We start from the raw sequence: 26,448 nt of genomic DNA on the forward strand, positions 1-26,448 counted from the left end.
TATGGCCGGCTCACGGCGCAGGCGTAAAAAAAAGAATAGTGATGAAGGCGGCAGCATGGACCGGTGGCTTATAACGTATGCCGATCTAATTACCCTGCTGATGATCTTTTTTATCCTTATGTATACTATGAGCCAGGTTGATGTCCAGAAATATTCCGCAGTGGCAAATTCCTTAAGCCTGGTTTTAACCGGGCAGTCGATGTCAGTTTTGGAAACCCAGGGGCCTTCCATGGTTGAAGGTATCTCTGGACAGCTGGCTCCGGAAGGAGCAGGGTCTGCACCGGCTAATCAGGGGCAGCTGCAGGAAGTCAAAGAGCTTATCGCTGAGTTTATCAGGACTAAAGATATGGAGGCGGTCCAGGCTGAGGCCCAGGGGGGGAGTACTACCCGGTTAGGGGATTACATAATGGTTTACGAACAGGAACGAGGCCTGGTGATTAGTTTTAAGGATACCCTGCTGTTTGCCAGTGGTTCGGATGAATTGACCCCTCAGGCCCGTGAACTGATTCGCCAGTTGGGGGGAGCTTTAAGTCATTTACCAAACTATATACGGGTAGAAGGACATACGGATAATCTGCCTATACGTACTAATAAATTCCCGTCTAACTGGGAATTGTCAGTGCTGCGGGCTAGTAATGTGGTTCATGTGCTTAATGAAGATGCCGGGCTTCCTGCCGAGAAGCTTTCGGTAATTGGGTATGGGGAGTACCGTCCTTTAGTACCTAACGATAGCAGTATTAACCGGGCTATGAACCGGCGAGTGGATATTGTTATATTGAAAAAGAAATATGATTACTTTGAACCTTCCTCTAAGACTGATGTGGATCCTGGAGAGTAGCTTGGCTACTCTCTTTTCATTTTGACCACAGCCACAGCCTTCCCAAATACTTTACCGGTGGAAATAAATCTAAATAGGGCAATACTATGGGAAAGGTTTTAATAATCAGGGGGGAAATGTTGTAATTTTTCCCGGGCCAAGGATTTTAGCTATTATTTATAATACTGGTACAGGGCGAAGGTTAGTGAAATAGAAAATATAACAGATCGCATCACCATAATTAACTAATGTTCAGCGTAATCCTGCCATTTAAGAGCAGGAAGATCAGGCTTAGAAATACCAGTACCGGTTGCATTGCCACCTGGATTTCTGCTAACTTTATATTGTACCTTTTGCAGTGGCAGGGGGCATGTACCAGCCGGGAGGCTGAAAAGGAGGAGGGACATTAATTTTGATTGAGAATCCCAGGGAAACCTGTAACGAAATTATTACCAGCCTGAATGAAATGAGGGCTTCTCTTTGACATCGATAATTTAAAAAAACAGATAGAGGAAATGGAGAAAAAGACTCTGGATTCTACTTTTTGGGATGACCATCAGTCAGCCCAAAAAATCCTGAAAAGCATTAGTGACCTTAAGGATGAGGTCGACTCTTATGAGGAACTGCTGGGAACGGCCTGTTATATCCAGGATGTTCTGGAAATGGCAGAACAGGAGAATGAACCGGAATTATGGGAAGAAACTCTCCATGATCTCAGGGTTTTGCTAAAGGATTTCAGGGAATATGAGCTCCGTATTTTGTTTTCTGGAGAGCATGATGATAAAGATGCTATAGTTTCTTTACATGCCGGAGCAGGCGGGACAGAGGCCCAGGACTGGGTTTCTATACTCCTGCGTATGTTCACCCGCTGGGCTGAGAATGGTGACTATTCTGTAGAAATCATGGACTGCCTGGATGGGGACGAAGCGGGTATTAAAAGTGTTACCTTTTTAGTTAAAGGGAAATTTGCTTATGGGAAACTTAAGTGTGAGGAAGGCGTACACCGATTAATCCGTATCTCGCCTTTTGATTCTTCCGGACGCCGCCATACTTCATTTGCATCACTGGCGGTACTGCCGGAAATTAGTAATGCAGTGGAAATTAATATCAGTCCCGAAGACCTGCGCATTGATACCTACCGGTCAGGTGGGGCCGGTGGGCAGCATGTTAACAAAACTGACTCGGCTGTACGCATAACCCATATATCCACGGGAATTGTAGTACAATGCCAAAATGAGCGCTCCCAGCATGCTAACCGTGAAGCGGCCATGAAGATCCTGGTAGCCAGGCTCTATGAACTTAAACAGCAGGAGCTGGAGGATAATCTGCAAAAGCTTAAGGGAGAATATAAGGAAATTGCCTGGGGAAGCCAGATCCGTACCTATACTTTAAACCCGTTTACTCTGGTTAAGGATCATCGTACCGGCATAGAAATAGGCAACGCCCAGGCCGTTTTAGACGGAGAACTGGATGAGTTTATTTACGCTTACCTGCATCAAAAGAAGGCGGCTATGGAAAATGCCGGGTAAACAGGAGGATGACAGTGAAAGAAAGCAATGAAACAGTAATTGAAAACCTGCAGGAAAAAGCACGCAGCATACGCAGGGACATTATTGAAATGCTGGGTCAAGCCGGATCCGGGCATACAGGGGGGTCACTTTCCGCAGCTGATATTGTAGCCTGTCTCTATTTTGCGGAAATGAATATTGATCCTAAGCGGCCTGATTGGGAGGACCGGGACCGTTTTATCCTCAGCAAAGGTCATGCCGCTCCAGTTTTATATGCGGCTCTGGCTGAAAAAGGCTATTTCCCCAGGGAACAGCTTATGACCTTGCGCCGCTTAGGCAGTCCTTTACAGGGGCATCCTGATATGCGTAAACTGCCGGGTGTAGAAGCTTCCACCGGTTCATTAGGACAGGGAATATCCTGGGCGGTAGGTATGGCTCTGGGGGGACGTATGGATAATAAAGCCTACCGGGTATATGCCTTGTTAGGGGACGGCGAAATAGAAGAAGGAATGGTATGGGAGGCGGTCATGGCAGCGGCCCATTACCGGCTGGATAACCTGGCTATTTTTGTTGATAATAATGGTCTGCAGATTGACGGCCGGATTGATGATGTTTTGTCTCCCCGGCCTGTTACAGATAAATTCAAAGCCTTCGGGTGTGAAGTGGTAGAGATTGATGGGCATAATTTAAACGAAATTATGCAGGCTTTAGATCACGCACGGAATACGAAGGGAAAACCTACTGCTATCATAGCCCGTACTATTAAAGGTAAAGGCTGTTCATTTATGGAGAATAAGGCTGAGTGGCATGGAACTGCTCCTAAAGCCGATGAAGTTAAAAGGGCTCTGGCCGAAATAAATAATTTTTAAGGCGCTTTTGGATATGGATGGGTTTAGAACTTTGTGTTGGTGGGTTATGTTATGAATATCCATGCTGTTTCCAAGTGCGTAAAAAGGGACCGTCCCTGAATATGGTGACTGGTGAAAAGGGAGGATACAGGTTTGGAGAAACAAGCTACGAGAGATGCTTACGGACAGGCCCTGGTGGAGTTGGGCCGTCAATATGATAATGTTGTTGTGATGGATGCCGACCTCTCCAAGTCGACTAAAACGGCCAATTTTGCTGGAGTTTTTCCGGAACGCTTTTTCAATGCCGGGATAGCTGAACAGAATATGATGGGGATGGCGGCCGGGCTTTCTACTACCGGGAAAGTGGTCTATGCCAGCTCATTTGCTATTTTTGCTACCGGGCGGGCTTTTGAACAGGTGCGTAACTCCATTGCCTATCCCCGTTTAAATGTTAAAATCTGCGCTTCCCATGCTGGAATTACTGTGGGTGAGGATGGAGGATCCCACCAATCCGTGGAAGACATTGCTTTAATGCGTAGTATGCCTAATATGTGTGTGCTGGTTCCTGCTGATGGAATAGCAACTCGGGAAGCGATATTCCAGGCTTATAAATGGCAGGGCCCGGTGTATGTACGGCTAGGTAGACCGGCGGTACCTGTAATTCATAATAATACTGATAATATAAAAATTGGCCGGGGTATTACCCTGCGTAAAGGGCGGCAGGCTTCGATTATAGCCTGTGGAATTATGGTCTCTAAAGCACTGGAAGCTGCCGAACGTTTAGCAGCTGAAGGTATCGAAGTGGCCGTAATTGATATGTTTTCCATCAAGCCTATTGATGAGGAACTTATTATCCAGCAGGCCCAGGACACGGGTGCTATTCTTACCGTTGAGGAACACAGCATTACAGGCGGCCTAGGCAGTGCAGTCTGTGAAGTAACCAGCCGGTATTGTCCCGTACCAGTACTTCGTATGGGAATAGACGACCAGTTCGGACAATCGGGTAAACCTGATGAGCTATTAGAGCACTATGAACTGACAGTTGGCCATATTGTACAAAATATCTATAAGTTATTACAAATTAAGCAGGGATAAAAAAAGGAATTTACAATCATTTTGTAGAACCACCATATGGTGGTTCTTTTTTTTGGAGGTAGATTAATGCTGGTTCAATTTTACAATGTCTCCAAAGTATATGCTAATGGTGTAAAAGCTCTGGATGATATTTCCTTAAAGATAGATCAGGGAGAATTTCTTTTCCTAATGGGCCCTAGCGGGGCTGGTAAATCAACTCTAATTAAAATGTTAACCCGGGAAGAATTACCTACCCGGGGTCAGATTTTTGTAGCGGCGCGCAGTGTGGTGCGCATGAAGAAAAACGAAGTTCCCAAGTTGAGAAGGAATATGGGGATAGTTTTTCAGGATTTTAAACTCCTGGAGAATAAAACCGTAGCGGAAAATATTGCTTTTGCTATGGAAGTAGTGGGGGCCTCTTCCCGTGATATCCGCACCCGGGTAGATGAAGTTATAGGCATGGTAGGCCTTAAGGGCAAAGAGACCAGTCTGCCTTCACAGCTTTCAGGAGGAGAACAGCAACGGGTAGGTATAGCCCGGGCTCTGGCTAACCGCCCTTTACTTTTAATTGCTGATGAGCCTACTGGGAATCTGGATGTAGATACTTCCCACGAAATTATGGAACTGCTATATGATATTAATCGCCGAGGGACTACAGTCGTAATGGCTACCCATGCCCGGGATCTGGTGCGGGCGGCCCGTAGAAGGGTTCTTACCCTGGAAAGAGGCCAGATCGCTTCTGATACACCAGCCGGGGAGGTTGAAGCATGAAGCCGAGCCGGATTGTTTATTTTATACGGGAAGCCTTTCGTTCGCTGGCTCGGAACCGGCTATTAAGTATAGCTACTATTTCTACCGTAGCCATCTCTATTCTTATTCTGGGTATAGCAGTTCTTATGACCATTAATGCAGGTAGTTTTATGAACCGTCTGGAGTCCGATGTGCAAATCGTGGCGTTTCTTGATAAATCCCTTAGTTCTTCAGAATTAAGTGAGATCCAGGAGGAAATTGAATCCCTGGAAGGGGTAAAATCAGTTCGTTTTGTTTCTCAGGATGAAGCTTTAAAGAAGCTTCAAAAGAGCTATGGCACTGACTATGATTTAAAAGATACTATCGGGAAAAATCCCTTGCCTAATACCTTGGATATTAAGGCCCGGGATCCTCATAAAGTTCCAACTATTGCCCGTCAGGTAGACAAAACCTATGGGGTCTACAAGGTGAATTATGGACAGGGAGTAGTAGAAAGGCTTTTTAATGTTACCCGCTGGGTAAGAGTGATTAGCCTGGGCTTCATTGTGCTGCTGGCGGCTGGAGCTGTGTTTCTCATTGCTACTACTATCAGGTTGGCCATATTTTCCCGCCGTAAAGAGATCTACCTGATGAAGCTTATTGGGGCCACTAACTGGTTTATTCGCTGGCCATTTTTCATCGAGGGTATTATCTTGGCCGGTCTAGGTGGATTGTTAGCTATTGCACTATTGGCAGCTGGTTATGGTTCGTTAATTAACCGGATGGGAACCCTGGTTTTTATTACCTTGGTGACCGATTCAGCACTATTATTAAACATCTACCTGGGATTGCTGGGAACAGCAGTTATTTTAGGTATTTTAGGTACTTTTATATCGTTAAATCGTTTTCTAGATGTTTAAGAACTTAAACTAATATGTTTGGGGAAAAGGGGGAGTTTGCCAGGTGAATAAGGGCCGACGGAATTTAGCATTTACATTGGTTTTGTTTTTTATGATAACGGTAATTTTACCGGTATATGCTGACGAACTGGATGACCATCAGAACCGGCTGAATAATGTTAGCCGGGAAATAGATAAAACCCGCAGTCAGGTTAATAATGCTAAACAAAAAGAACGCACTATCATGGGGCAGATTCAATCACTGGAGAACGATATTTCTGCTACCCAGGCACAATTAAACAGTACCGCAGATCGGATTGCCCTTTTGGAGCAAGGTATTAATAAGACCGAGAAAGAAATAGAAAAAGCGGAGAAGGAACTGCAGAAAAAAAGCGATATATTAAGTGAAAGGTTAGTATTTGTTTATGAGCAGGGTGACATATCTTATCTGGAAGTTCTTTTAGCTGCTAGGGACATCCAGGATTTTCTGACTCGCTATGATATGGTCAACAGTATAGTTGAACAGGATGTAGAACTGATCGAAGCAGTTAATGAGCAGAAACATGATCTGGAAATGAAAAAGGGTAGTCTTGAGGTCAAGAAAAAAGAAATGGAGAAAATCCAGGCCAGCCAGGAGAACCTTAAAGATAGTCTGGCCGGACAGCAGCAGGAGAAAAAACAATTACTGAGCGGGGTTCAGCAGGAGAAGGCCCAGTTAGAGCGGGCCCTGAAAGAACTGGAACAGGCTTCCCGGGAACTGGAATCTATTATCAGCCGCCTGCAGGCGGGCAGTACTACTCCCCTGGGTACCGGGATATATACCTGGCCGGCCCCTGGGTATAGCAGGATTACATCTGAATATGGAATGCGCTATCATCCCATATTAAAACAGCGCAAATTACATACCGGGGTAGATATCGGCGCGCCCTCGGGAGCCAATATTGTTGCTGCTGATGCGGGCACAGTTATCTACTCGGGATGGATGAATGGCTATGGACAGGTAGTAGTCATTGACCATGGCCAGGGCATTTCCACCCTGTATGCACACCAGTCTACTATCCTGGCAGGAAAAGGGACTTCAGTGACTAAAGGACAGGTCATCGGCAAGGTAGGCAGTACCGGCTGGAGTACTGGTCCTCATCTTCACTTCGAAGTCCGCATTAATGGATCTCCTACTAATCCTATGCAATATATCCGTTAATCTAAAACAGTTTATCAACGTGTCAGAAACATATTTCTGGCACGTTTTTTCTTTTTAAAAACAATGTAAGGTTAGCCCCCTGGCGAAATAAGCCCGGGGATGACATGACTGGCATAAAGGTATAATAATATGCTGTTTTGCAGCACTTTTCTATAGTACACTTTTTTCCTGATACGCTCTTTTCCGGCAAAGATCCTTTTTTATTTATGCCCAGCAAAAACATTGTGTTCCCTTTTCCAGTGGGCTAACATAATACTTGTATATAGCTAATAAAATACTAGTGGTGGTGAAATTTTGAAAAATAGAGGATGGTTACGGGGGCTAAATATATTTTTTTCCTTGATCGGGGTAATTGTGGTGGCAGGAATGCTATTCATGTTTATCACTAATGCGGCTGGGTTAGGGACATTGCTGAGTGTAATTGGCTTAATAAACTCACAATCTTTATACGAAGCTTCGGCCCCGCGCTTAATTCAGGGAGCAACTGCCGGTGTGGTTGATTCTTTAAAGGACCCTTATTCCAAATACCTGGACCAGGAGACCTGGGAGGATTTAAAATTTCGCCTCAATGCCCAGTTCGGAGGTATAGGGGTTTATGTGCTGCAGGACGATCAGGGCCGGTTAAAGGTGGTGGCTCCTATTAAAGGTACCCCGGCTTACCAGGAAGGGGTTAAACATGGAGACATTATTATTCGCATTAATGGTGAAAGTGCTCTAGGTATGAGCCAGGATGATGCGGTTCAGCTAATGCGGGGAGATCCGGGTACCCAACTGACCCTGGGGGTTTATCGAGAAGCAGATGGGAAGGAACACGATTTTAAAATTATTCGTGAGCTTATTAAGGTACCTTCCGTAGAGGATAAGATTTTAGAACCGGAGGAGATTGGCTACATCCGCCTCAACCAGTTCCATGCTCGTTCGGCCAGGGAAATGACTGATAGTATGAACCGACTGGTCAGCGGAGGAAAAATTAAGGGCTTAATTTTGGATCTGCGGGATAATGGGGGCGGCGATTTTGAGGCTTCTATAGCTATTGCCGGTATTTTCCTGGATGGCAAAGAAGTAGTTAGTGTAGTTGATGCTCATAATCATAAAGCGGTTCACCGGGCTTCCCCGGGTAGTATTGATATACCATTGGTAGTTCTGGTTAATCAGGATAGTGCCAGTGCTTCAGAGATTCTGGCTGGTGCTTTACAAGATAATCAGAGAGCAGTACTGGTGGGGCAAAAGACTTATGGTAAAGGTCTGGTACAGACCATATTTCCCCTGCGGGATGGCGGAGCTCTTAAACTGACTACCCAGAAGTATTTTACTCCTAAAGGAACTGATATAAATGAAATAGGTATTGCTCCTGATTATATAGTGGAAAAAGATCCGGAGGGTCAACAAGATCTACAATTAGAAAAGGCTATTGAAGTCCTTAAAAAAGAAATGTTTTAATCCTAATTATAAACAGAGGACTATGCAAAAGGGAAAACTACGGTTTTCCCTTTCAATTTCTAGCTTCTAAACAAATGTTTATGTAGCTTAACAATTGTTTAGAAGAAGAGTAGGGGGGTGTTAAGATGGATGTTATCTGGTCAGTTCTGGCCCTTATGGGGCAGGTAATGAAGGAAATGTTTTTATCCCCTTTGTTTTTAATTATTTATGCTATTTTATTTGTGATTGTCAGCTGGCAGTACCGGAGAATGGAAGTTATGTCAGCCCAACTGCTTAATACGGAGGCGCAGTCTTACCTGCTTTCTGCCCTGGTGTCTACCCTGCTGGGTTTGCTAGGCGGAGTAATCGGTAGCCTCCTGTTAATTATTACCGGCATCGATTTATATAATATCGGTATTATGCACTTATGGGTAATTGCCCTGCTTTTAATGCTTATAAACCCGCGTTTTCTATGTTTTGCTTATGCAGGTGGCCTGCTGGCACTATCCAGTTTGCTTTTCGGTTATCCGGTTATCGATATTCCCCAATTAATGGGGCTGATTGCCGTACTGCATATGGTGGAAAGTCTGCTCATAAGGCTTAATGGCCATCTTAACCCTATTCCGGTTTATGTGAAAAAGCATAACAGTATCCGGGGGGGATTTAACCTGCAAAAGTTTTGGCCCCTGCCGTTGATTGCCCTGGTAAGTGTAGGATTCGGTGAACCAGGAGCTGGAATCACTATGCCGGATTGGTGGCCTTTGTTAAAAGATTATAGCGGGCTTCAGGGAGAACGGATATATACTATGCTTCCTGTCCTGGCAGTACTGGGATATGGGGAAATAGGGACTACGGCTGCTCCCCGTGATAAGGTGCGGGAGTCATCCCGGTATTTATTTGGCTTCAGTTTTATATTGTTAATTTTATCAATACTGGCAGCTCGTTATACTGAATTATTATTAGTAGCAGCTTTATTTAGTCCGCTGGGACATGAGTTAGTCATCTGGTTAGGGATGCAAAGGGAAAGCCAGCGCCAACCTATTTATACTAAACCTCCGGCAGGGGTTAAAATTCTTCAGGTTAGGCCCCATACCCCGGCTGCCCAGGCCGGTCTTAAGTCGGGGGATGTTATACTGAAAGTAAACCATATTAAGATAAACCGTAATTACCAGTGGGAGAGTTTTTACAAATGGGATCAGCTTCCCTGGCAATTGCAAGTACAACGGGGAGAAAAACAAATGTTTATACAGATGGAGAGTAGTCCAGGAAATGCCGGTCTGGTCCTGGCTCCTGAGCCATATACTCCTCGTTATCTGGCTGTAAAGGAAGAGACCTTGTTTGATATAGGCCGGCGTCTGGCGGGGAGGTTTAGGAAAAAGTAAGGGCGGCTTATTTATATAATAAGATTTTTCCTCGGGTTTAAGGAGTATTAACCTTTTGTGTATAAAGCGAATATATTGGTAGAAAGACCAGGGCAAAGGAGAATGCATATGGCCAATAAAGGAAAAATCCGCTATGTTTTTGCCAGCAGTTATACCAACCAGGGTTTTTTTACCTTTATACCAAAACTTTTGGAAGGGATGCGTAAGGTTTTTATTTTAAAAGGAGCAGCCGGTTCAGGGAAGTCAACCTTAATCCGTTTTCTGGGGGAAGCCTTTTGCGATCAGGGTTATGAAATAGAATTTTGGGTTTCGGCCCTAGATTCAGTTTCCCCGGAAGGGGTATACATTCCCCGCCTGGAAGCTGCGGTAGTTGATGGCAGTCTTCCTCAGGCTATAGATCCTAAATACCCTGGGATTACCGGGGAAATCATTAATCTAGGTGAATTTTGGGATAAGAAGGCTCTTTACGCACATAAGGATGAAATTATTCAGTTGATTAACCAGGTGGAAAAACACCGGGAAAGCGCCTGTAGTCATTTACGCAGTGCCGGCCGTCTTAAAAACGAAATCAGGCAGACAACAGCAGTCCATTTGAACATAGGGAAAATACAGCAATATACTGAAGAACTGGCCCGGGAGATTTTAGATTACATTCCAGGTGAGAAGCATTATTTTGCTAGTGCGGTCACAAGTGAGGGAATGATAAACTATATAGATGAGATCAGTTCCCGTTGTCAAAAGCGCATTATTCTTAAAGGACCAGCCGGCAGCGGTAAATCGACGATTATCAGTAATCTGGCCAGTCAGGCTCGTGACAAGGGTTATTTTTTAGAATATTACCATTGCGGACTTGATCCGGATAGCCTGGTGATGGTAGTTATTCTTAATCTGGGTCTGGCTTTAGTTGATGCCGGCACTATGGAAATATCTATTAAACCATGGGATCGGGTTATTGATACCGGCGGGTGTCTAGATGAATATGAGCCGGAAGAACTGGATGTCAGGTTGAGTGAGGATCGTCGCGCTTATGAAACTTTTATGCTTAAGGCCCAATCTGAATTGGGAGAAGTCCACCGGAGTATTAAAGAATTAAAAAAAGTTTATACAGCACTTATGGATTTTAAACAATTGGACCAGAAATGCCTTGAAATTAGGCAGGAGATGGGGGAAATATTCTAATTTTATGGTGGGATAAATTATGAAGAAGTTTGTTTTGCATTCTGATTATCAACCCCGGGGTGATCAGCCCCAGGCTATTGATCAGTTGGTCCGGGGGATTAAACAGGGGCTAAGGGAGCAAACCCTCTTGGGGGTTACCGGCTCGGGCAAAACTTATACTATGGCTAGTATTATTGAGGAGATGCAGCGTCCTACCCTGGTCATGGCCCCTAATAAAACATTGGCCGGGCAGCTTTACTCGGAATTTAAACAGTTTTTTCCGGATAATGCCGTAGAATATTTTATCAGCTATTATGATTATTACCAGCCGGAGGCTTATGTACCCCAGACGGATACTTATATTGAGAAGGATGCTTCTATCAATGATGAGATTGATAAATTGCGGCACTCGGCTACGGCCTCTCTGCTGGAGCGCCGGGATGTAATTATTGTAGCCAGCGTTTCCTGTATATATGGCTTAGGGTCACCGGAGGATTATTATGGGATGGCTATATCCCTGCGCCCGGAGATGGAAATTTCCCGTGATGAATTGCTTAGACGGCTGGTGGATAACCAGTATGAGCGTAATGAATATGCCTTTTCCCGGGGGAATTTCCGGGTGCGGGGGGATATAGTGGAAATATTCCCTGCTTCTACGGGAGAAGATGCTATTCGAATAGAATTTTTCGGTGATGAAATTGAACGGATTATTGAGTTTAATCCTCTGACAGGTGAAATATATGGCCGGCGCCTGCATGTTATGATATTTCCGGCCTCCCACTTTGTGACTACCAAAGAGAGAATGTTAGCGGCTGCAGAGGAAATAGAAAAAGAGCTGGCTGAGCAGTGCCGGATATTAAAAAAAGAAGGTAAACTTTTGGAAGAACAGCGTATTGAGCAGCGCACCCGCTATGATCTGGAGATGATTAAAGAGGTAGGCTATTGCAAGGGAATAGAAAACTATTCCCGCTATATTACGGGACGGGCTCCGGGAGAGCCTCCCTATACCTTGATAGATTTTTTCCCCGGGGACTTTATGCTTTTTATGGACGAGTCCCACATTGGTGTACCCCAGATTAGGGGTATGTATGAAGGGGATCGCTCCCGTAAGCAAAATCTGGTTAATTTCGGATTTCGTCTGCCTTCGGCCCTGGATAACCGGCCCCTTAAGTTTGCGGAGTTTGAGGAGAAGATAAACCAGGTAATATATGTTAGTGCTACTCCCGGTGATTATGAACTGGAACAGAGTCAGCAGGTGGTGGAACAGATTATCCGTCCTACCGGACTGATTGATCCTGAGGTGGTAGTACGGCCCACTCAGAACCAGGTTGATGATCTCATGGAGGAGATAAGGCAGACGGTAGGCAAAGGCTACCGGGTTTTGGTTACTACCCTTACTAAGCGCATGGCAGAGGATTTGTGTGATTACCTGGCTGATGCCCATATAAAGGTACGTTACATGCATTCTGATATAGATGCCCTGGAAAGGTTGGAAATACTTCGCGACCTGCGTAATGGGGTTTTTGATGTATTGGTAGGGATAAATCTACTACGGGAGGGCCTGGATTTGCCGGAGGTGGCGCTGGTGGCTATACTGGATGCCGACAAAGAGGGCTTTTTGCGTTCTAAACGCTCCTTAGTTCAGACTATTGGCCGGGCGGCCCGCAATGTTGAAGGTAGGGTCATCATGTATGCTGATGTAACTACCCCCTCGATGCAGGAGGCTATTAATGAGACTAATCGTCGCCGGGAAAAGCAAATGGAATATAACCGGGTAAACCATATTACACCTGAGACGATTAAAAAAGCAGTTTTTGCAGCCGTAGAGGCTACTATAGCAGAAGAACCCTCTGAGTATGAGGTGCATAATTTCCACAGTATGGCCCGCGAAGAACGGGAACATTTGGTGGCCGAAATAGAAAAGGATATGCGCCAGGCGGCTGAAAGTTTGGAGTTTGAGCGGGCCGCCCAGTTACGGGATCTAATCCGAGAACTGCAGGCCCCGCCCGGTAAAAAATCCAGAAAACGCCGCCGGTAATGGAAAAGTAGGGAGTAGAGCCGGAATACTTATGCACATAAATGTGGGCAGGGAAATAAACATTTGTTTAGGTACCTATTAACGTTAGTTGATAATAACCAAAATGTGTTTAGATGCATATAAACATTAGTTTAGAATACCCAACATTTGTTTAGATAATGTTTTAAAAGGCTTAATCCTCAGGGTTTATATGCTTATATTTCGGATGTAAACTTAAGCCGCTGTAAACTTTTTAGTCCTAAATAGAATGCAAAGAAAAATGTTGAGGGTTATTACAGTAAAGGGTGAAATTTCAGTGAAGAATGTTATTTTGATAAAAGGTGCCCGGGAACATAATCTGCAAAATATTGATCTAGTCATTCCCCGGGACAAGCTAATAGTATTTACCGGTGTGTCTGGTTCCGGTAAGTCCAGTCTGGCCTTTGATACTATTTATAGTGAAGGACAGCGCCGCTATGTAGAATCACTGTCTACCTATGCCCGCCAGTTTCTGGGGCAGATGGATAAACCGGATGTAGATTATATAGAAGGATTGTCTCCTTCTATTTCGATAGATCAAAAGTCTACCTCTAATAACCCGCGGTCTACCGTGGGAACAGTTACAGAAATTTATGATTATTTGCGCTTGCTTTTTGCCCGGGTGGGGCGGCCCCATTGTCCCCACTGTCACCAGCCTATTCGTCGGCAAACTATTGACCAGATCGTGGATACCCTGATGAACCTTCCTCGCAAAAGCAAGATTAAGGTGCTGGCTCCGGTGCTAAAAGGACAGAAGGGTGAACATAAAAAAGTTCTGGCTAACCTTTTCCGGGACGGGTTTGTGCGGGTTATTGTTGACGGCTATGAGTATACTTCTGACGAAGAGATCCAGCTTAATAAAAATAAAAAACATGATATTAGTGCGGTAGTAGACCGTCTGGTCATTAAAGAGGGGATTCGGAGCCGGTTGGCAGAATCTCTGGAATTGGCTTTTGAACTAAGCGAAGGCAGTGTGAATATTCGCCTCATCAAGGACGATAAAAGCGAAGAAGATATGCTTTTTAGCCGGGAGTTTGCCTGTCCGGACTGTGGATTTAGCCTGCCCGAACTAAGTCCCCGGATGTTTTCTTTTAATAGCCCGTTTGGAGCCTGTCCGGATTGTGATGGTCTGGGGGAAAAGCGAGAGATTGACCCCTCTCTGGTTTTGGACCTGGAGAAGAGTTTGGAAGATGGAGCCATTATCCCCTGGTCAAGCAGTTTTTTCACTTATTATAATCAGGTTTTAGCGGCGGCGGCTGAACAGTATGGTATTCCTATGGATCGCCCTCTCAAAGAACTGAATGAAAAGCAGCGGCAGGTTATCTTGTATGGAAACGGGGGAGAACGTTTCAAAATTTCCTATACTAATTCTTATGGGGAGAAGGGCAGTTTTCGCTCTAGTTATGAAGGGATAATTAATAACCTGAACCGTCGTTACCATGAAACTAAGTCAGACGCTTCCCGAGAGGATATCGAAAAATACATGACGACTTCTCTGTGTCCTACCTGCCAGGGTAAGCGGCTGCGTCAGGAAATATTGTGGGTGCTGCTGGGGGGCCGGTCTATTACTGATGTTACTGCTTTATCAGTACAGGAGGTTATAGCCTTTTTTGAACAGCTGCAATTAGACCAAAGGGAAATGGTAATTGCGCGTCAGGTTATTAAGGAAATAAAAGAGCGTCTCAGTTTTCTGATGGATGTAGGACTAGATTATTTGACCCTGGATCGTTCGGCAGGGAGCTTGTCCGGTGGAGAAGCCCAGCGAATTCGCTTGGCTACTCAGGTTGGTTCCAGCCTGGTAGGGGTCCTTTATGTTTTGGACGAGCCTAGTATTGGTCTGCATCCCCGGGATAATGATCGGCTGCTGGCCACTTTAAAACGGCTGCGGGATCTGGGTAATACCGTAATTGTGGTGGAACATGATGAAGATACGATTTATAATGCTGATCATATAGTTGATATTGGCCCCCGGGCCGGGATAAATGGAGGCCGGGTAGTAGCTCAGGGCAGCCTTAAAGATATTATTAAGGCGGAGGAGTCTTTGACCGGACAATACCTGTCCGGGAAGCTTAAGATCGAAATGCCCCGGCAGCGTCGTCCTGGTAATGGTAAACACCTGACCATAAAAGGGGCCTGCCAGCATAATCTTAAAAATATCGATATAGATATTCCCCTGGGTAAGATGGTAGTCATTACCGGAGTATCCGGTTCGGGCAAGAGTACCCTGGTGGAAGACATCATTTACCCGGGCCTGATGAAGCGCTTACACGGAGGACGGCATCGACCTGGTGAACACCAGGACATGATAGGGGTAGAGGAAATTGACAAAGTAATTAATATTGACCAGTCTCCTATCGGACGGACCCCCCGTTCTAATCCCGCTACTTATACGGGGGCTTTTGATGGTATCCGGGCACTATTTGCCGAGACTACGGAAGCTAAAATGCGTGGCTATAAACCGGGGCGCTTTAGTTTTAACGTCCGGGGGGGACGATGTGAGGCCTGTTCCGGGGATGGGATTATTAAAATAGAGATGCATTTTCTTCCTGATGTTTATATTCCCTGTGAGGTATGTAAAGGGAAAAGATATAACCGGGAGACCCTGGAAGTGAAATATAAAGGAAAAACTATTGCTGATGTGCTGGCGATGACTGTGACTGAGGCGGTGGAGTTTTTCGAAAATATTCCCCGGGTATACCGCAAACTAAAGGTGTTACAGGATGTGGGGTTAGGATATATTAAACTGGGACAGCCGGCACCTACTTTATCCGGTGGGGAAGCCCAGCGGGTTAAATTAGCTACCGAACTATCAAAACGCTCTACCGGCCAAACTTTATATATCCTGGATGAACCGACTACCGGCCTGCATATGGATGATGTTAAACATTTACTGATTGTTCTAAACAAGTTGGTGGACAATGGAAATACCGTGCTGGTTATTGAGCATAATCTGGATGTAATAAAATGTGCTGACTATATTATCGATTTAGGACCTGAAGGGGGAGATAATGGGGGGCAGATTGTGGTTCAGGGTACCCCGGAAGAAGTAGCGGAATGTTCGTATTCTTATACAGGTAAATACCTGCTTCCCCTGTTAGATTCTACTACCCTGTCAGCTCGGGTAGGCGGTCAGGCTTTAGGTTAATGCCCGGCTATTTATTTTAACCACAGCAGATGGAGTGAAAAGATGGTGAAGGAACGACTGAAAAATGTGCCCTTAAAACCGGGGGTATACCTGTTTAAGGATGGGGAGGGTAAGGTCATTTACGTTGGTAAGGCTAAAGCCCTTCGCAATCGCATGCGTTCTTATTTCCAATCTTCTGAAAAGCTGCATCCTAAGGTGCAGGCTATGATGAACCGGGTGGCTGATTTTGATTTTGTGGTTACCAGTAGTGAGGTAGAAGCCCTGATCCTGGAGAACAATCTCATAAAATTTTACCAACCCCGCTATAACATTGATCTACGGGATGATAAGACTTATCCTTATTTGAAAATATCTATAGGGGAGGATTTCCCCCGGGTATATATTACCCGGGAGAAAAAAGATGGTGTTTCTAGGTATTTTGGCCCTTATACAGATGTAACCTCTTTAAGGGAAACCTTACGCTTGTTAACTACTATATTTCCTTTACGTACCTGTAAGACCCTTAAAGCCCGGAAAAGGCCTTGTCTAAATTATGATCTGCATAAATGCCCGGCTCCTTGTATGGCTAAAATAAGTAAGCAGGATTACAGGCAGGTGGCAGATCAGCTTATAAGTTTCCTGGAAGGGGATTTCCGGGAGGTTTTGGAGCTTAAGAGGGGGGAAATGCAGGCAGCCTCCCACCGTCTGGAATTTGAAAGAGCAGCCCGTCTGCGGGACCAGATACAGGCTATCGAGAAGCTGGGTGCAACACAAAAGGTAGTACTAAATTCCCCTTTTAACCTTGACCTTATTGCCATGGTCGGCGAAGAAAAGGAGGATTTGGCACAGGTATTTAAAATTCGGGGCGGCAAAATGATAGCCCAGGAGACCTTCTGGCTGAAACGGCCCATCAACGAGGAAGGATCCGAAGTTATGGGCTTTTTTATGCAGCAGTTTTATGCAGACAATCACGATATTCCTGCTGAAATTGTGGTTAATATTCTGCCGGCCGAACTGGAATGGGTAGAAGAATGGCTTACGGAACTTATCGGGCGTAAGGTACAGATTAAAATTCCCCGCCGGGGGGACAAAAAACGCCTTCTGGAAATGGCGGTGGAAACCGCCGATCTGTTATGGAAAGAGAAACACGAAAAAGATAAACGCCAGCAGGAGATACTTTTGCATCTAAGCCAATTACTAGATTTAGAGGTACTGCCTGAGCGAATAGAATGTTTTGACATATCTCATCTGGGAGGTAAGGAAACGGTAGCTGCGATGGTGGTATTTAGAGATGGAGTCCCCGATTACCAGGCTTATCGCCGCTTTAAGATAAAAACAGACCAGAATGATGATTTTGCTTCTTTAAGGGAAACCCTTAAGAGACGCTTTAAACAGGCCCGGGAGGCTAATCCAGCCTTTCTCCCGGAACCGGATCTGGTTATTATTGATGGCGGTCTGGGTCAGGTTAATACTGTAAAAGGTATACTTGATGAATTACAGGTGGATATTCCTTTATTTGGTCTGGCTGAAAAAAATGAGGAGATTTACCGTCCTGGCAATTTCCACCCGCTGGTTTTACCCCGTAATGATGAAGGATTAAAGCTGCTGCAGAGAATAAGGGATGAAGCTCATCGTTTTGCTATCGAGTATAACCGCCTGCGCCGCTCTAAAAAGATGACTACATCAGCACTGGATAATATTGAGGGGGTAGGGCCGCAAAGGCGCCGGGCACTTTTGAGCTATTTCGGATCAGTCGCCAAAATTCGGGAGGCTTCCTTAGAGGAATTAAATCAGGTGCCAGGTATGAATCGCCGGGTGGCCGGGCAGGTATATGATTATTTTCGGGGATCTGGTGGGGGAAAACAGGATTTGTAAGAAATCAAGACGAATAAAGGGAAAGATATGCTAGAATATTTCGTAAGTAGACGTATTTTAATTGAACAATTTATTTAAAATAGGAAAGGGGGATATCATCGTGCAGGGATGGATACTCAGGTGGTTATTAAACATACTGGCTATCATATTAACCGCCGCCATTTTACCAGGTTTTGAACTAACTTTATGGGCTGCTATTGTAGGGTCAGTTTTTCTGGGGATAATTAATGCCATAATTCGCCCGCTGTTCTTTTTGTTTACACTGCCCTTGAATATCCTGTCGCTAGGACTTTTTACGTTTGTTATAAATGGTTTTATGCTCTGGATAACTGCGGCCACTATTAGAGGATTTGATATTCACGGATTTGGCTGGGCTATATTAAGTGCTATTGTTTTAAGTATTATTAGTTTTATTATCAGTTATTTAGTGGAAGACAGGATATTCCGCTTTCGATAACCAACCGATATACCACCAGTCTTTTCAGCCGGGCTTTTGCTCGGCTTCTTAATATCAACGCCTGCATTATAATGTAATGCAGGAACATACAGGCATAATTTCCGCTTCCATCCCATATGACATATAAGCTACTTTACCTACCAAAGGAGGATAACATGGCTATTAAACTGGTAGCTATTGATCTGGATGATACCCTGCTGGATGCAGGTTTAAAAATTTCCCAGTCTTGTGTCAGAGCGATACAAGAGGTACAAGCCCGGGGGGTACGGGTTACCCTGGCTACAGGAAGGATGTACCGCTCAGCTTTGCCTTATGCCAAACAGTTGCAAATGGACCTTCCTTTAATTACTTACCAGGGGGCTTTAGTTAAGAATTCCCGTTCCGGGGATATTCTTTATTACCGGCCGGTTGCTTATAATGTTTCCGTAGAAATAATGCAATACTTCCGGCGTGCCGGAGTTCATTTCCATACTTATCTGGATGATCAGCTCTATTTGGAAGGGCTTACCGAGGAGGGGAAAATGTACTCTAATCTGGCTGGAGTTGAGCCGGTGATAGTAAAGGATCTTTTTGAAGCGATTAAGGGTAACCATCCTATAAAAATAATGGCGGTAACTGATAATGAAAAGATGCTTGTGGAGATGGAAGAGGAGCTGAAACACCGTTACGGCAAAAGTCTTAATATTACCCGTTCCAAACCATTTTTCCTGGAGATAATGGACCGGGAAGCTAACAAGGCGGATGCTTTGCAGGTAGTAGCCAATCATTATGGAATTAAACGTAGTCAGGTCTTAGCGATAGGTGACAGTTACAACGATCTGGCTATGATTGAATGGGCTGGTATCGGTGTAGCTATGGGGAATGCCCGGAAAGTAGTCAAAGATGCAGCTGATTTTGTAACCAGCAGTAATGAGGAGGAAGGGGTAACCGAATGCTTGCACCGTTTTGTGCTGGAGAGACCGGATGGGAATTAAGCTGATAGCTATTGATCTGGATGATACCCTGCTGGATTCACGCCGGGGGATATCCCGGCCGGCCCGGGAGGCTATTCAGGCTGTGCGCCGGCAGGGGGTTCTGGTAACCTTGGCTACTGGCAGAATGTATCGTCATACTGTGCCTTTTGCTCACCAATTGCAGATCAATCTGCCTTTAATCACCTATCAGGGGGCATTAGTTAAATACTCTGATTCCGGGGAAGTGCTCTATAACCGCACCTTACCAGCCCAACGGGCCATTCAGATCATTAAACTGCTACAGAAGGAAAATATATGTCATCATATCTACAGTGGTGATCAGCTTTATTTAAAAGAAATCACCGAGCCGGTTACCGAATACTTGCAGGTCACGGAAACGGATCCGGTTTTGGTTGAGGATCTGCTTCCCGTCATCAGTAAACGACCGCCGGAAGAAATCATGGCTATTATTGAATCGCCCCGGCAAATGAGGGAAGTGGAAACCTTGTTAAAACACCATTTTGGTCATCAATTACACATCAGCCGCTTTAAAAACTGTTATTTAGAGATCATGGATGCCCAGGCTACCAAAGCTCATGCCCTGGAAGTCATCGCGGAGAGTTACAGTATAGATCGCCAGGAAGTTATGGCTATCGGGGATAGTTATAATGATCTGCCTATGCTGCAATGGGCTGGCATCGGTGTAGCTATGGGCAATGCCCCTCTGGATATAAAATTAGCGGCTGACTTTGTTACCCTGTCCAATGATGAGGAAGGGGTACGGGCGGCATTGTATCAATATATATTACAATACACAGACTAGGAGTGTGGTTTATGCCATCTAAAGTGTTTTTTACCAATCTGCGTAGCAGCAGTAAAGCAGGTTTGCTGGACAAAATGGAGCGGCTGGCTAAAAAGGCTGGTCTAGATACCATCATAGATCAGGGGGATCTGGTGGCGGTAAAGTTGCATTTTGGTGAAAGTGGTAACCTGGCCTATATTCGTCCCCCTTATATACGCAGGATGGTTCAACTCATCCAGGAACGGGGGGGGAGGCCTTTTCTTACTGATGCTAACACCTTGTATGTAGGCAGCCGTTCCAATGCAGTGGATCATCTGGAGACAGCGATTACGAATGGTTTTGACTATGCCGTAGTAGGGGCTCCCCTGGTTATTGCCGATGGTCTGACTGGTAAAGATTATGTCAAAGTACCTATTAAAGGCCAACACTTTAAAGAAGTGCATATTGCCGGGGCAGCTTATCATGCTGATGCTATGGTGGTAATGTCTCACTTCAAATGTCATGAGTTGGCAGGATTTGGCGGGGCCATAAAAAACATAGGAATGGGTCTAGGCTCCCGTAGTGGTAAGCAGCAAATGCATTCTGATGTGCTGCCTAAGATACGGGAGGAGAATTGTACCGGATGTTCACGCTGTGTACAGTGGTGCCCGGCCCAGGCCATTGCAATGGTGGATTGGTCAGGGAACAAGGCGGGAAGAAAGTCCATGATCACTCCAGAGCAGTGTTGGGGTTGCGGCGAATGTATGGTAACCTGCACTTTTGGAGCGATAAGACCGAATTGGAGAACTACCCCTGAGGCAGTACAGGAGAAAATGGCCGAATATGCCCTGGGGGCTGTGAGTGGTAAAGAAGGCAAGGTTTTTTATCTCTCTTTTGTGGTAGATATTAGCCCGGAATGTGACTGTATGGCTTTTAATGATGTACCAATTGTAGGTGATATAGGGATGCTGGCTTCATTAGATCCGGTAGCTCTAGATAAAGCCTGCTGTGATCTGGTCAATAATAGTGCGGCTATGCCAGGTTCAGTCATAGAAGGGCTTAAGCCGGGAGATGATAAATTCAGGGGAGTTCACCCGGATATTCCCTGGGAAGCTCAATTAGTTCATGGGCAGGAAATAGAATTAGGTTCCATGGAATATGAATTAGTAGAGGTGCAATAAAGCAGCTGATGGCTTAGTCCCCCACATTAGGTTAAAGGTGGCCTATAAATGCAGGACATAATTATGGCCGTGGATCTGGGAGCTACTAAGACTTTGGTGGCAGCAGGAACCCGGGCTGGACTACTAGAAAAAAGAAAATTTCTTACCCGCAGTAAGCGTCCGGCTACAGCTATTTTGGACGATATTGCCGGCCAGGTAGATAGCCTATTAAGTAAATACCTGGCTAAAGGGGGACATCTAAGGGGGATAGCAGTAGGGTCTCCCGGACCTATTTCTTATCCCCAGGCGGTTGTTTACAATTCTCCTAATCTAGGATGGGGAAAAGTTCCACTGCGTGAGGAACTGGAAAAACGTCTCGGGTACCAGGTGCAGGTAGAAAGTGATGCCGGGATGGCAGCACTAGGAGAATACTACTATGGAGACAGCCCGGCTGGTCATCTCTTATACTTAACCATCAGTACCGGTGTGGGAGCTGGTATTGTTGCCGGAGGCAAGTTGTACCGGGGTGAGCAGGGTGGTGCCGGGGAGATTGGCCATATGATTATTGATTCTAATGGTGTGACCTGTGGCTGCGGGCGTCGGGGCTGTGTGGAGGCCCTGATCTCAGGAACAGCTATTGCCGGTCAAGTACAGCTTCTGGTAGACCAGGGAGAGGGACAGGGGATCTTAGCCTATGCCGCAGCCGAGGAAAAGAAGCTGGTAGGAGCCTATGAAGTGGGAATAGCTGCCCGTAAAGGTGACCGTGAGGCCCAGGAGATAGTGGATAAGTTTATTGATTACCTGGTAATTACCCTGGTTAATCTGGTGCATGCCTTTAATCCAGGTAAACTGGTACTAGGTGGAGGGGTAGCCCAGGGATGGCAGGATTTAGTCCTTAAAAAGGTTAGAAGCAGGGTTTTAGACCTGGTTTTTCCCATGTACCGGCAGGGATTACAGATTGAAGTGACCCAACTGGGAGAGGATATTGTTCTGTATGGATGCCTGGCAGCCATAGCCCAGGGCAGGTAGCCAGTTACTAACCTTCACCACATGTAACTTATACTTATGGGCGATTTCGGCAGGTGGGTGATAGCAAGGGCAGGCTGAACTGATAGCCGGGAATAGGTAACTGGGCATAAGAAAAAACTTAAGGTAGGGGGAACGAATGTGAGTCAGACTTTGACAGCGGAAAAAATGATGGGCTTTCTGTATGAATTGCCCGACCAATTCCATAAGAGCCTGGAACTAAACTACCCTTTTGCCGAAAAATATCAGAAAAGCTATAGAAACATAGTAGTTTCTGGCCTGGGAGGTTCAGCTATTGGCGGGGATATCCTCAGAACCTATGCTTTACCCCGGGCATCATTGCCGGTGGTGGTTAACCGGGATTATAATGTACCTGCTTTTGTACACCAGAATACTCTTTTTATAGCAGTAAGCTATTCAGGGAATACTGAAGAAACCCTCAGTTCCTACCAGCAAGCCCGGGATAAAGGGGCTGATGTAGTATGTTTGACTAGTGGCGGAAAACTGGCGCAAATGGCTACGGAAGATGGGTTTTCAATAATCAAAGTGCCTGGTGATCTAGTACCCCGGGCAGCTACCGGATATTTATTCGCTCCTTTGGCGCTGTTTCTGGAACAGGTTGGCATTTTAAGCGGGGTTAGAGAAGAAATAGTGGAAACAGTCCAGGTTTTGCAGGCACTGAGGGAAGATCTTAATCCTCATATATTAGCCCCCCAGAACCTAGCCCGGGCCATAGCAGAGAAAATTAAAGATAGTATTCCGGTGATATGGGGAAGTAGTGGTGTTTCTGAAGTAGCTGCCCTGCGGTGGAAGGCACAGATCAATGAAAATGCCAAAGCACCTGCATATTATAATGTGTTTCCTGAATTAAACCATAATGAAATCGTAGGCTTTGAAGTTCCTAAAGAGCTTATAAGGCAAATGGTGCTGGTTATCCTGCGTGATTCCGGGGATCATGAAAGAATAAAAAAACGCTTACAGATAACTACGGATATTATCCGTGACCGGGTAAAACATATTATTGAGGTGCCTAGTCAGGGAACATCTTACCTGGCTCGGTTTTATAGCCTGGTATATGTGGGGGATTATGCCAGTGCCTATTTAGCTTTGGAATATGGACTTAATCCTACCCCGGTGCAGGTTATTGACTTTTTAAAGGCGGAACTGGCTAAAGAATAAGACCTGGTTGGAACATTTCCGAGATAGTTATGCCCAAAATATTTAAATACCAATTATCCGGGAGGAATGGGATGCAATTTTACGGTGATTATCACACTCATACCCGTAATAGTGACGGACATCAGGATGTGGAACAGGTAGTGGCTGCAGCCCGTGATCGGGGCCTGAAAGAGGTAGCAATTACTGATCATGGGCCCCTGGCAGTAGGAATCGGCGTAAAGGATGCCGGGGTTTACCTGGAAATGCAGCAGCACATTGAGGAACTTAATAAAAAACAGTCACGAGTTAAGGTTTTGGTGGGGGCAGAAGCTAATATCCGAGATATGGAGGGCAGTTTAGATATTCCATCTGATGTTATTGAAGAACTGGATATAGTTATTGCCGGGTTACACCCCTACACCTGGCCCACCTCTATACAAGATGGGCTGGACATTTTTCTGCAGAATTCTTTACGTCATCTGGGAAAAAGTCAGCGCCAGAAGGCTATTAATGCCAATACCAAAGCTATTGTCGAAGCTATTTACAATAATCCCCGTCTGGATATTTTATCCCACCCGGGTTTGTTTTTCCGTATCAATGTTGCTGAAGTGGCCCGGGCCTGTATTAAAAACGAGGTTTTATTCGAGATAAATTGCGGGCATGAACACCCGGATATTTCTGATATAATGAAAGCAGATGATTTAGGGGTAGAATTTATCGTTAATAGTGATAGCCATTTTCCGGAAAGCGTAGGTCAACTTAATTATGGTAGTGATGTTATTGAAAGGTTGAACATCGATTCCCAGAAGGTGGCCAATGCTGGGAAAAGGGGAGGCAGCTTTCAATGGTGCAAAAAAATGAAGACTTATACGTACTTATAATCACCGGGCTCTCTGGAGCCGGGAAGTCCCAAGCGGTTAACTGCTTGGAGGATATAGGCTACTATTGTGTTGATAACATGCCTCCAGCGCTTTTAAACAAATTTGTAGAACTAAGCATACAATCAGAAGGAAAAGTAGATAAGGTAGCCCTAGTAGCAGATGTCCGCGGGGGGGAGTTTTTTAATGACCTCTCCCAGGCCTTGGCAGAGTTAAAAGAAAGCTGTATACCTTTTGAGATTTTGTTTTTGGAGGCCTCTAATGAGGTTTTGGTACGTCGTTTTAAAGAATCTCGACGCCGGCATCCATTATCAGAAAATCGCAATCTTTTAAATGCGATTAAACTGGAAAGAGATATGCTGGAGGAACTGCGCGGGCAGGCGGGTGTGGTAGTGGATACTTCCAACCTCAGTCCCCGGGAACTAAAAGATAAGCTCCAACAACACTTTAAACAACACGAAAAGGACGGTTTTATTGTCCACTTGCTTTCTTTTGGTTATAAATCAGGCATTCCTCTTGATTCAGATATCGTTATCGATGTACGATTTTTGACCAATCCTTTTTATGATCCAGTTATGCGCAACATGACCGGAGAAGACCAGCCAGTTATTAACTATGTACTCGATTCACCAGTTACCAAATCATTCACCCGTCGCTTTTTAAATTTGCTAAAATTTTTAATACCTCACTATGTAAAAGAAGGAAAAACCAGTTTGACGGTATCCATCGGCTGTACCGGCGGACAACACCGTTCAGTGGCTTTAACTGATTATATCGGCCGGCAGCTTAGGAAGATGGGATATAATGTGATGGTACGGCATAGAGATATTGCAAAGTACAAAGTGGAGGAGTAAATGATAGACCACGTTAGCGAACCTCGAATTGTGGTTATAGGTGGGGGTACGGGTTTATCCGTGCTGCTCAAGGGCTTAAAGGCTTACACTTCGCAGCTTACTGCCGTAGTTACGGTTTCAGATGATGGTGGGAGTTCGGGAAGATTACGTGCTGAATTAGGAGTTTTACCCCCTGGCGATATCCGCAGTTGTCTGGTGGCTTTAGCTGAGACTGAAACCCTAATGGATAAGGTCTTTCAACACAGGTTTAACCAGAATGGCAGCCTGCATGGGCATAATCTGGGCAACCTTTTACTAGTAGCTATGACGGAAATTACTGGTGATTTTGTCAGTGCCATTAAAGAAGTGAGTAAGGTCTTAAAGGTACGGGGCAAGGTAATCCCTGCTACTCTGGATCATGTCGTCCTGGGAGGACGCATGCGTGATGGGGCTTTGATCTATGGGGAAACATCCATTCGTGAATACGCCCAGCCTATCGAAAGGCTTTCCCTGATTCCGGAACACTGCCTGCCTGTACCAGCCACTTTAGAGGCTATCCGGGAGGCAGACGCTATTATTGTGGGACCGGGGAGTTTGTATACTAGTATCATACCTAATCTGCTGGTTAGTGGAGTGGTAGATACTATTATTAATTCACCAGCCCTGACTTTATTTATCAGTAATATAATGACCGAGAATGGGGAAACCGATAATTTCTCGGCGGCGGATCATGTTAAGGCTATTACTGACCATATTAACAGGCAAATATTTGATTATGTGATAGTGAATTCCGGTAAGATAGACGAGAATCGTTTGGAACGTTATTGGGTAGAACAGGCGGTGCCGGTAGTGGATTCTGCTGAAGAACTGCAGGCCATGGGGATAAATGTTATTGCCGCTGATTTAGTTTCTGATGATGATGTGGCCTGGCATGATAGTGATAAATTAGCCCGGGTAGTAATTAATGTTCTTAAAGGGCAGATCAATCGGCCTTAAACTTTACCGTTGTTGTTAAAAAACAATAGGTATAAAATTGGTATGGAAACTAAATAAGTTCTGTTAGCAGGTACCATTACTACCATAAGGAGGAAACGAATAGACTTATAGGATTG

Annotated in this window: 22 protein-coding genes; all 22 read left to right on the forward strand. The window is 45.2% G+C overall.

The window, feature by feature from the left end:
• Window position 1: 1 nt before the first annotated feature.
• The 22 genes from ACZ5Q0_RS06815 (at window position 2) to ACZ5Q0_RS06920 (ending at window position 26,332) form a co-directional block, all read left to right on the forward strand.
• The gene (locus tag ACZ5Q0_RS06815) at window positions 2-838 is read left to right on the forward strand and encodes an OmpA/MotB family protein (RefSeq protein ID WP_446818761.1); all 837 of its coding nucleotides are present in this window, start codon (window positions 2-4) and stop codon (window positions 836-838) included.
• A gap of 391 nt (window positions 839-1,229) precedes the next feature.
• Window positions 1,230-2,346, forward strand: a protein-coding gene (gene prfB / locus ACZ5Q0_RS06820; RefSeq protein ID WP_446818760.1) for a peptide chain release factor 2 whose coding sequence is annotated in 2 segments (ribosomal slippage) — window positions 1,230-1,298 and window positions 1,300-2,346 — 1,116 coding nt in all. Because the reading frame shifts where the segments join, the coding sequence is not laid out codon by codon here.
• Window positions 2,347-2,435: 89 nt separating this feature from the next.
• Window positions 2,436-3,194: a transketolase gene (locus tag ACZ5Q0_RS06825; protein WP_464827295.1), complete on the forward strand. Its 759-nt coding sequence runs from the start codon at window positions 2,436-2,438 to the stop codon at window positions 3,192-3,194.
• Between the two features lie 132 nt (window positions 3,195-3,326).
• Entirely contained in the window at window positions 3,327-4,268 is a 942-nt protein-coding gene (locus ACZ5Q0_RS06830) for a transketolase family protein (protein ID WP_446818758.1), read from the forward strand.
• A 69-nt stretch (window positions 4,269-4,337) separates the two neighbouring features.
• A complete protein-coding gene (gene ftsE, locus ACZ5Q0_RS06835; RefSeq protein ID WP_446820798.1) occupies window positions 4,338-5,018 on the forward strand; it encodes a cell division ATP-binding protein FtsE in 681 nt (226 codons plus the stop codon).
• A complete protein-coding gene (gene ftsX, locus ACZ5Q0_RS06840; RefSeq protein ID WP_446818757.1) occupies window positions 5,015-5,896 on the forward strand; it encodes a permease-like cell division protein FtsX in 882 nt (293 codons plus the stop codon). Before ftsE ends, ftsX begins: the two co-directional genes overlap by 4 nt.
• Window positions 5,897-5,939: 43 nt before the next feature.
• Window positions 5,940-7,076 (forward strand): murein hydrolase activator EnvC family protein, encoded by a 1,137-nt coding sequence (locus ACZ5Q0_RS06845; protein WP_446818756.1) that lies wholly within the window; start codon window positions 5,940-5,942, stop codon window positions 7,074-7,076.
• A gap of 294 nt (window positions 7,077-7,370) precedes the next feature.
• The gene (locus tag ACZ5Q0_RS06850) at window positions 7,371-8,516 is read left to right on the forward strand and encodes a S41 family peptidase (RefSeq protein WP_446818755.1); all 1,146 of its coding nucleotides are present in this window, start codon (window positions 7,371-7,373) and stop codon (window positions 8,514-8,516) included.
• 125 nt (window positions 8,517-8,641) lie between these two features.
• Window positions 8,642-9,877, forward strand: coding sequence for a PDZ domain-containing protein (locus tag ACZ5Q0_RS06855; RefSeq protein ID WP_446818754.1), 1,236 nt, complete (start codon window positions 8,642-8,644; stop codon window positions 9,875-9,877).
• Between the two features lie 108 nt (window positions 9,878-9,985).
• Window positions 9,986-11,056: a hypothetical protein gene (locus ACZ5Q0_RS06860; protein ID WP_447182297.1), complete on the forward strand. Its 1,071-nt coding sequence runs from the start codon at window positions 9,986-9,988 to the stop codon at window positions 11,054-11,056.
• A gap of 19 nt (window positions 11,057-11,075) precedes the next feature.
• On the forward strand, window positions 11,076-13,073 hold the full coding sequence (gene uvrB, locus ACZ5Q0_RS06865) for an excinuclease ABC subunit UvrB (RefSeq protein WP_446818751.1): 1,998 nt from the start codon (window positions 11,076-11,078) through the stop codon (window positions 13,071-13,073).
• 295 nt (window positions 13,074-13,368) lie between these two features.
• Window positions 13,369-16,236 carry an excinuclease ABC subunit UvrA gene (gene uvrA, locus ACZ5Q0_RS06870; protein ID WP_447182298.1) on the forward strand — a complete coding sequence of 956 codons (2,868 nt, stop codon included), beginning with the start codon at window positions 13,369-13,371 and terminating at the stop codon, window positions 16,234-16,236.
• 42 nt (window positions 16,237-16,278) lie between these two features.
• The gene (gene uvrC / locus ACZ5Q0_RS06875; protein WP_446818749.1) at window positions 16,279-18,090 is read left to right on the forward strand and encodes an excinuclease ABC subunit UvrC; all 1,812 of its coding nucleotides are present in this window, start codon (window positions 16,279-16,281) and stop codon (window positions 18,088-18,090) included.
• 100 nt (window positions 18,091-18,190) lie between these two features.
• Complete coding sequence (locus ACZ5Q0_RS06880; RefSeq protein WP_446818748.1) at window positions 18,191-18,547, forward strand: phage holin family protein; 357 nt, start codon at window positions 18,191-18,193, stop codon at window positions 18,545-18,547.
• Between the two features lie 155 nt (window positions 18,548-18,702).
• Window positions 18,703-19,521: a Cof-type HAD-IIB family hydrolase gene (locus tag ACZ5Q0_RS06885; protein WP_446818747.1), complete on the forward strand. Its 819-nt coding sequence runs from the start codon at window positions 18,703-18,705 to the stop codon at window positions 19,519-19,521.
• Window positions 19,511-20,323, forward strand: a complete 813-nt coding sequence (locus tag ACZ5Q0_RS06890; RefSeq protein WP_447182299.1) for a Cof-type HAD-IIB family hydrolase — start codon at window positions 19,511-19,513, stop codon at window positions 20,321-20,323. Before ACZ5Q0_RS06885 ends, ACZ5Q0_RS06890 begins: the two co-directional genes overlap by 11 nt.
• Window positions 20,324-20,334: 11 nt before the next feature.
• Window positions 20,335-21,462 carry a DUF362 domain-containing protein gene (locus ACZ5Q0_RS06895; protein ID WP_446818745.1) on the forward strand — a complete coding sequence of 376 codons (1,128 nt, stop codon included), beginning with the start codon at window positions 20,335-20,337 and terminating at the stop codon, window positions 21,460-21,462.
• 48 nt (window positions 21,463-21,510) lie between these two features.
• Window positions 21,511-22,470, forward strand: a complete 960-nt coding sequence (locus ACZ5Q0_RS06900) for an ROK family protein (protein WP_446818744.1) — start codon at window positions 21,511-21,513, stop codon at window positions 22,468-22,470.
• A gap of 138 nt (window positions 22,471-22,608) precedes the next feature.
• Window positions 22,609-23,646, forward strand: a complete 1,038-nt coding sequence (locus tag ACZ5Q0_RS06905) for a bifunctional phosphoglucose/phosphomannose isomerase (protein ID WP_446818743.1) — start codon at window positions 22,609-22,611, stop codon at window positions 23,644-23,646.
• Between the two features lie 71 nt (window positions 23,647-23,717).
• Window positions 23,718-24,506 (forward strand): PHP domain-containing protein, encoded by a 789-nt coding sequence (locus ACZ5Q0_RS06910; RefSeq protein WP_446818742.1) that lies wholly within the window; start codon window positions 23,718-23,720, stop codon window positions 24,504-24,506.
• Window positions 24,470-25,357: an RNase adapter RapZ gene (rapZ, locus tag ACZ5Q0_RS06915; RefSeq protein ID WP_446818741.1), complete on the forward strand. Its 888-nt coding sequence runs from the start codon at window positions 24,470-24,472 to the stop codon at window positions 25,355-25,357. The genes ACZ5Q0_RS06910 and rapZ overlap by 37 nt, the downstream gene beginning before the upstream one ends.
• The gene (locus ACZ5Q0_RS06920) at window positions 25,358-26,332 is read left to right on the forward strand and encodes a gluconeogenesis factor YvcK family protein (protein ID WP_446818740.1); all 975 of its coding nucleotides are present in this window, start codon (window positions 25,358-25,360) and stop codon (window positions 26,330-26,332) included. It begins immediately after the preceding gene.
• The last annotated feature ends 116 nt before the right edge of the window (window positions 26,333-26,448 follow it).

The sequence above is a fragment of the Syntrophomonas erecta subsp. sporosyntropha genome (assembly GCF_055395365.1).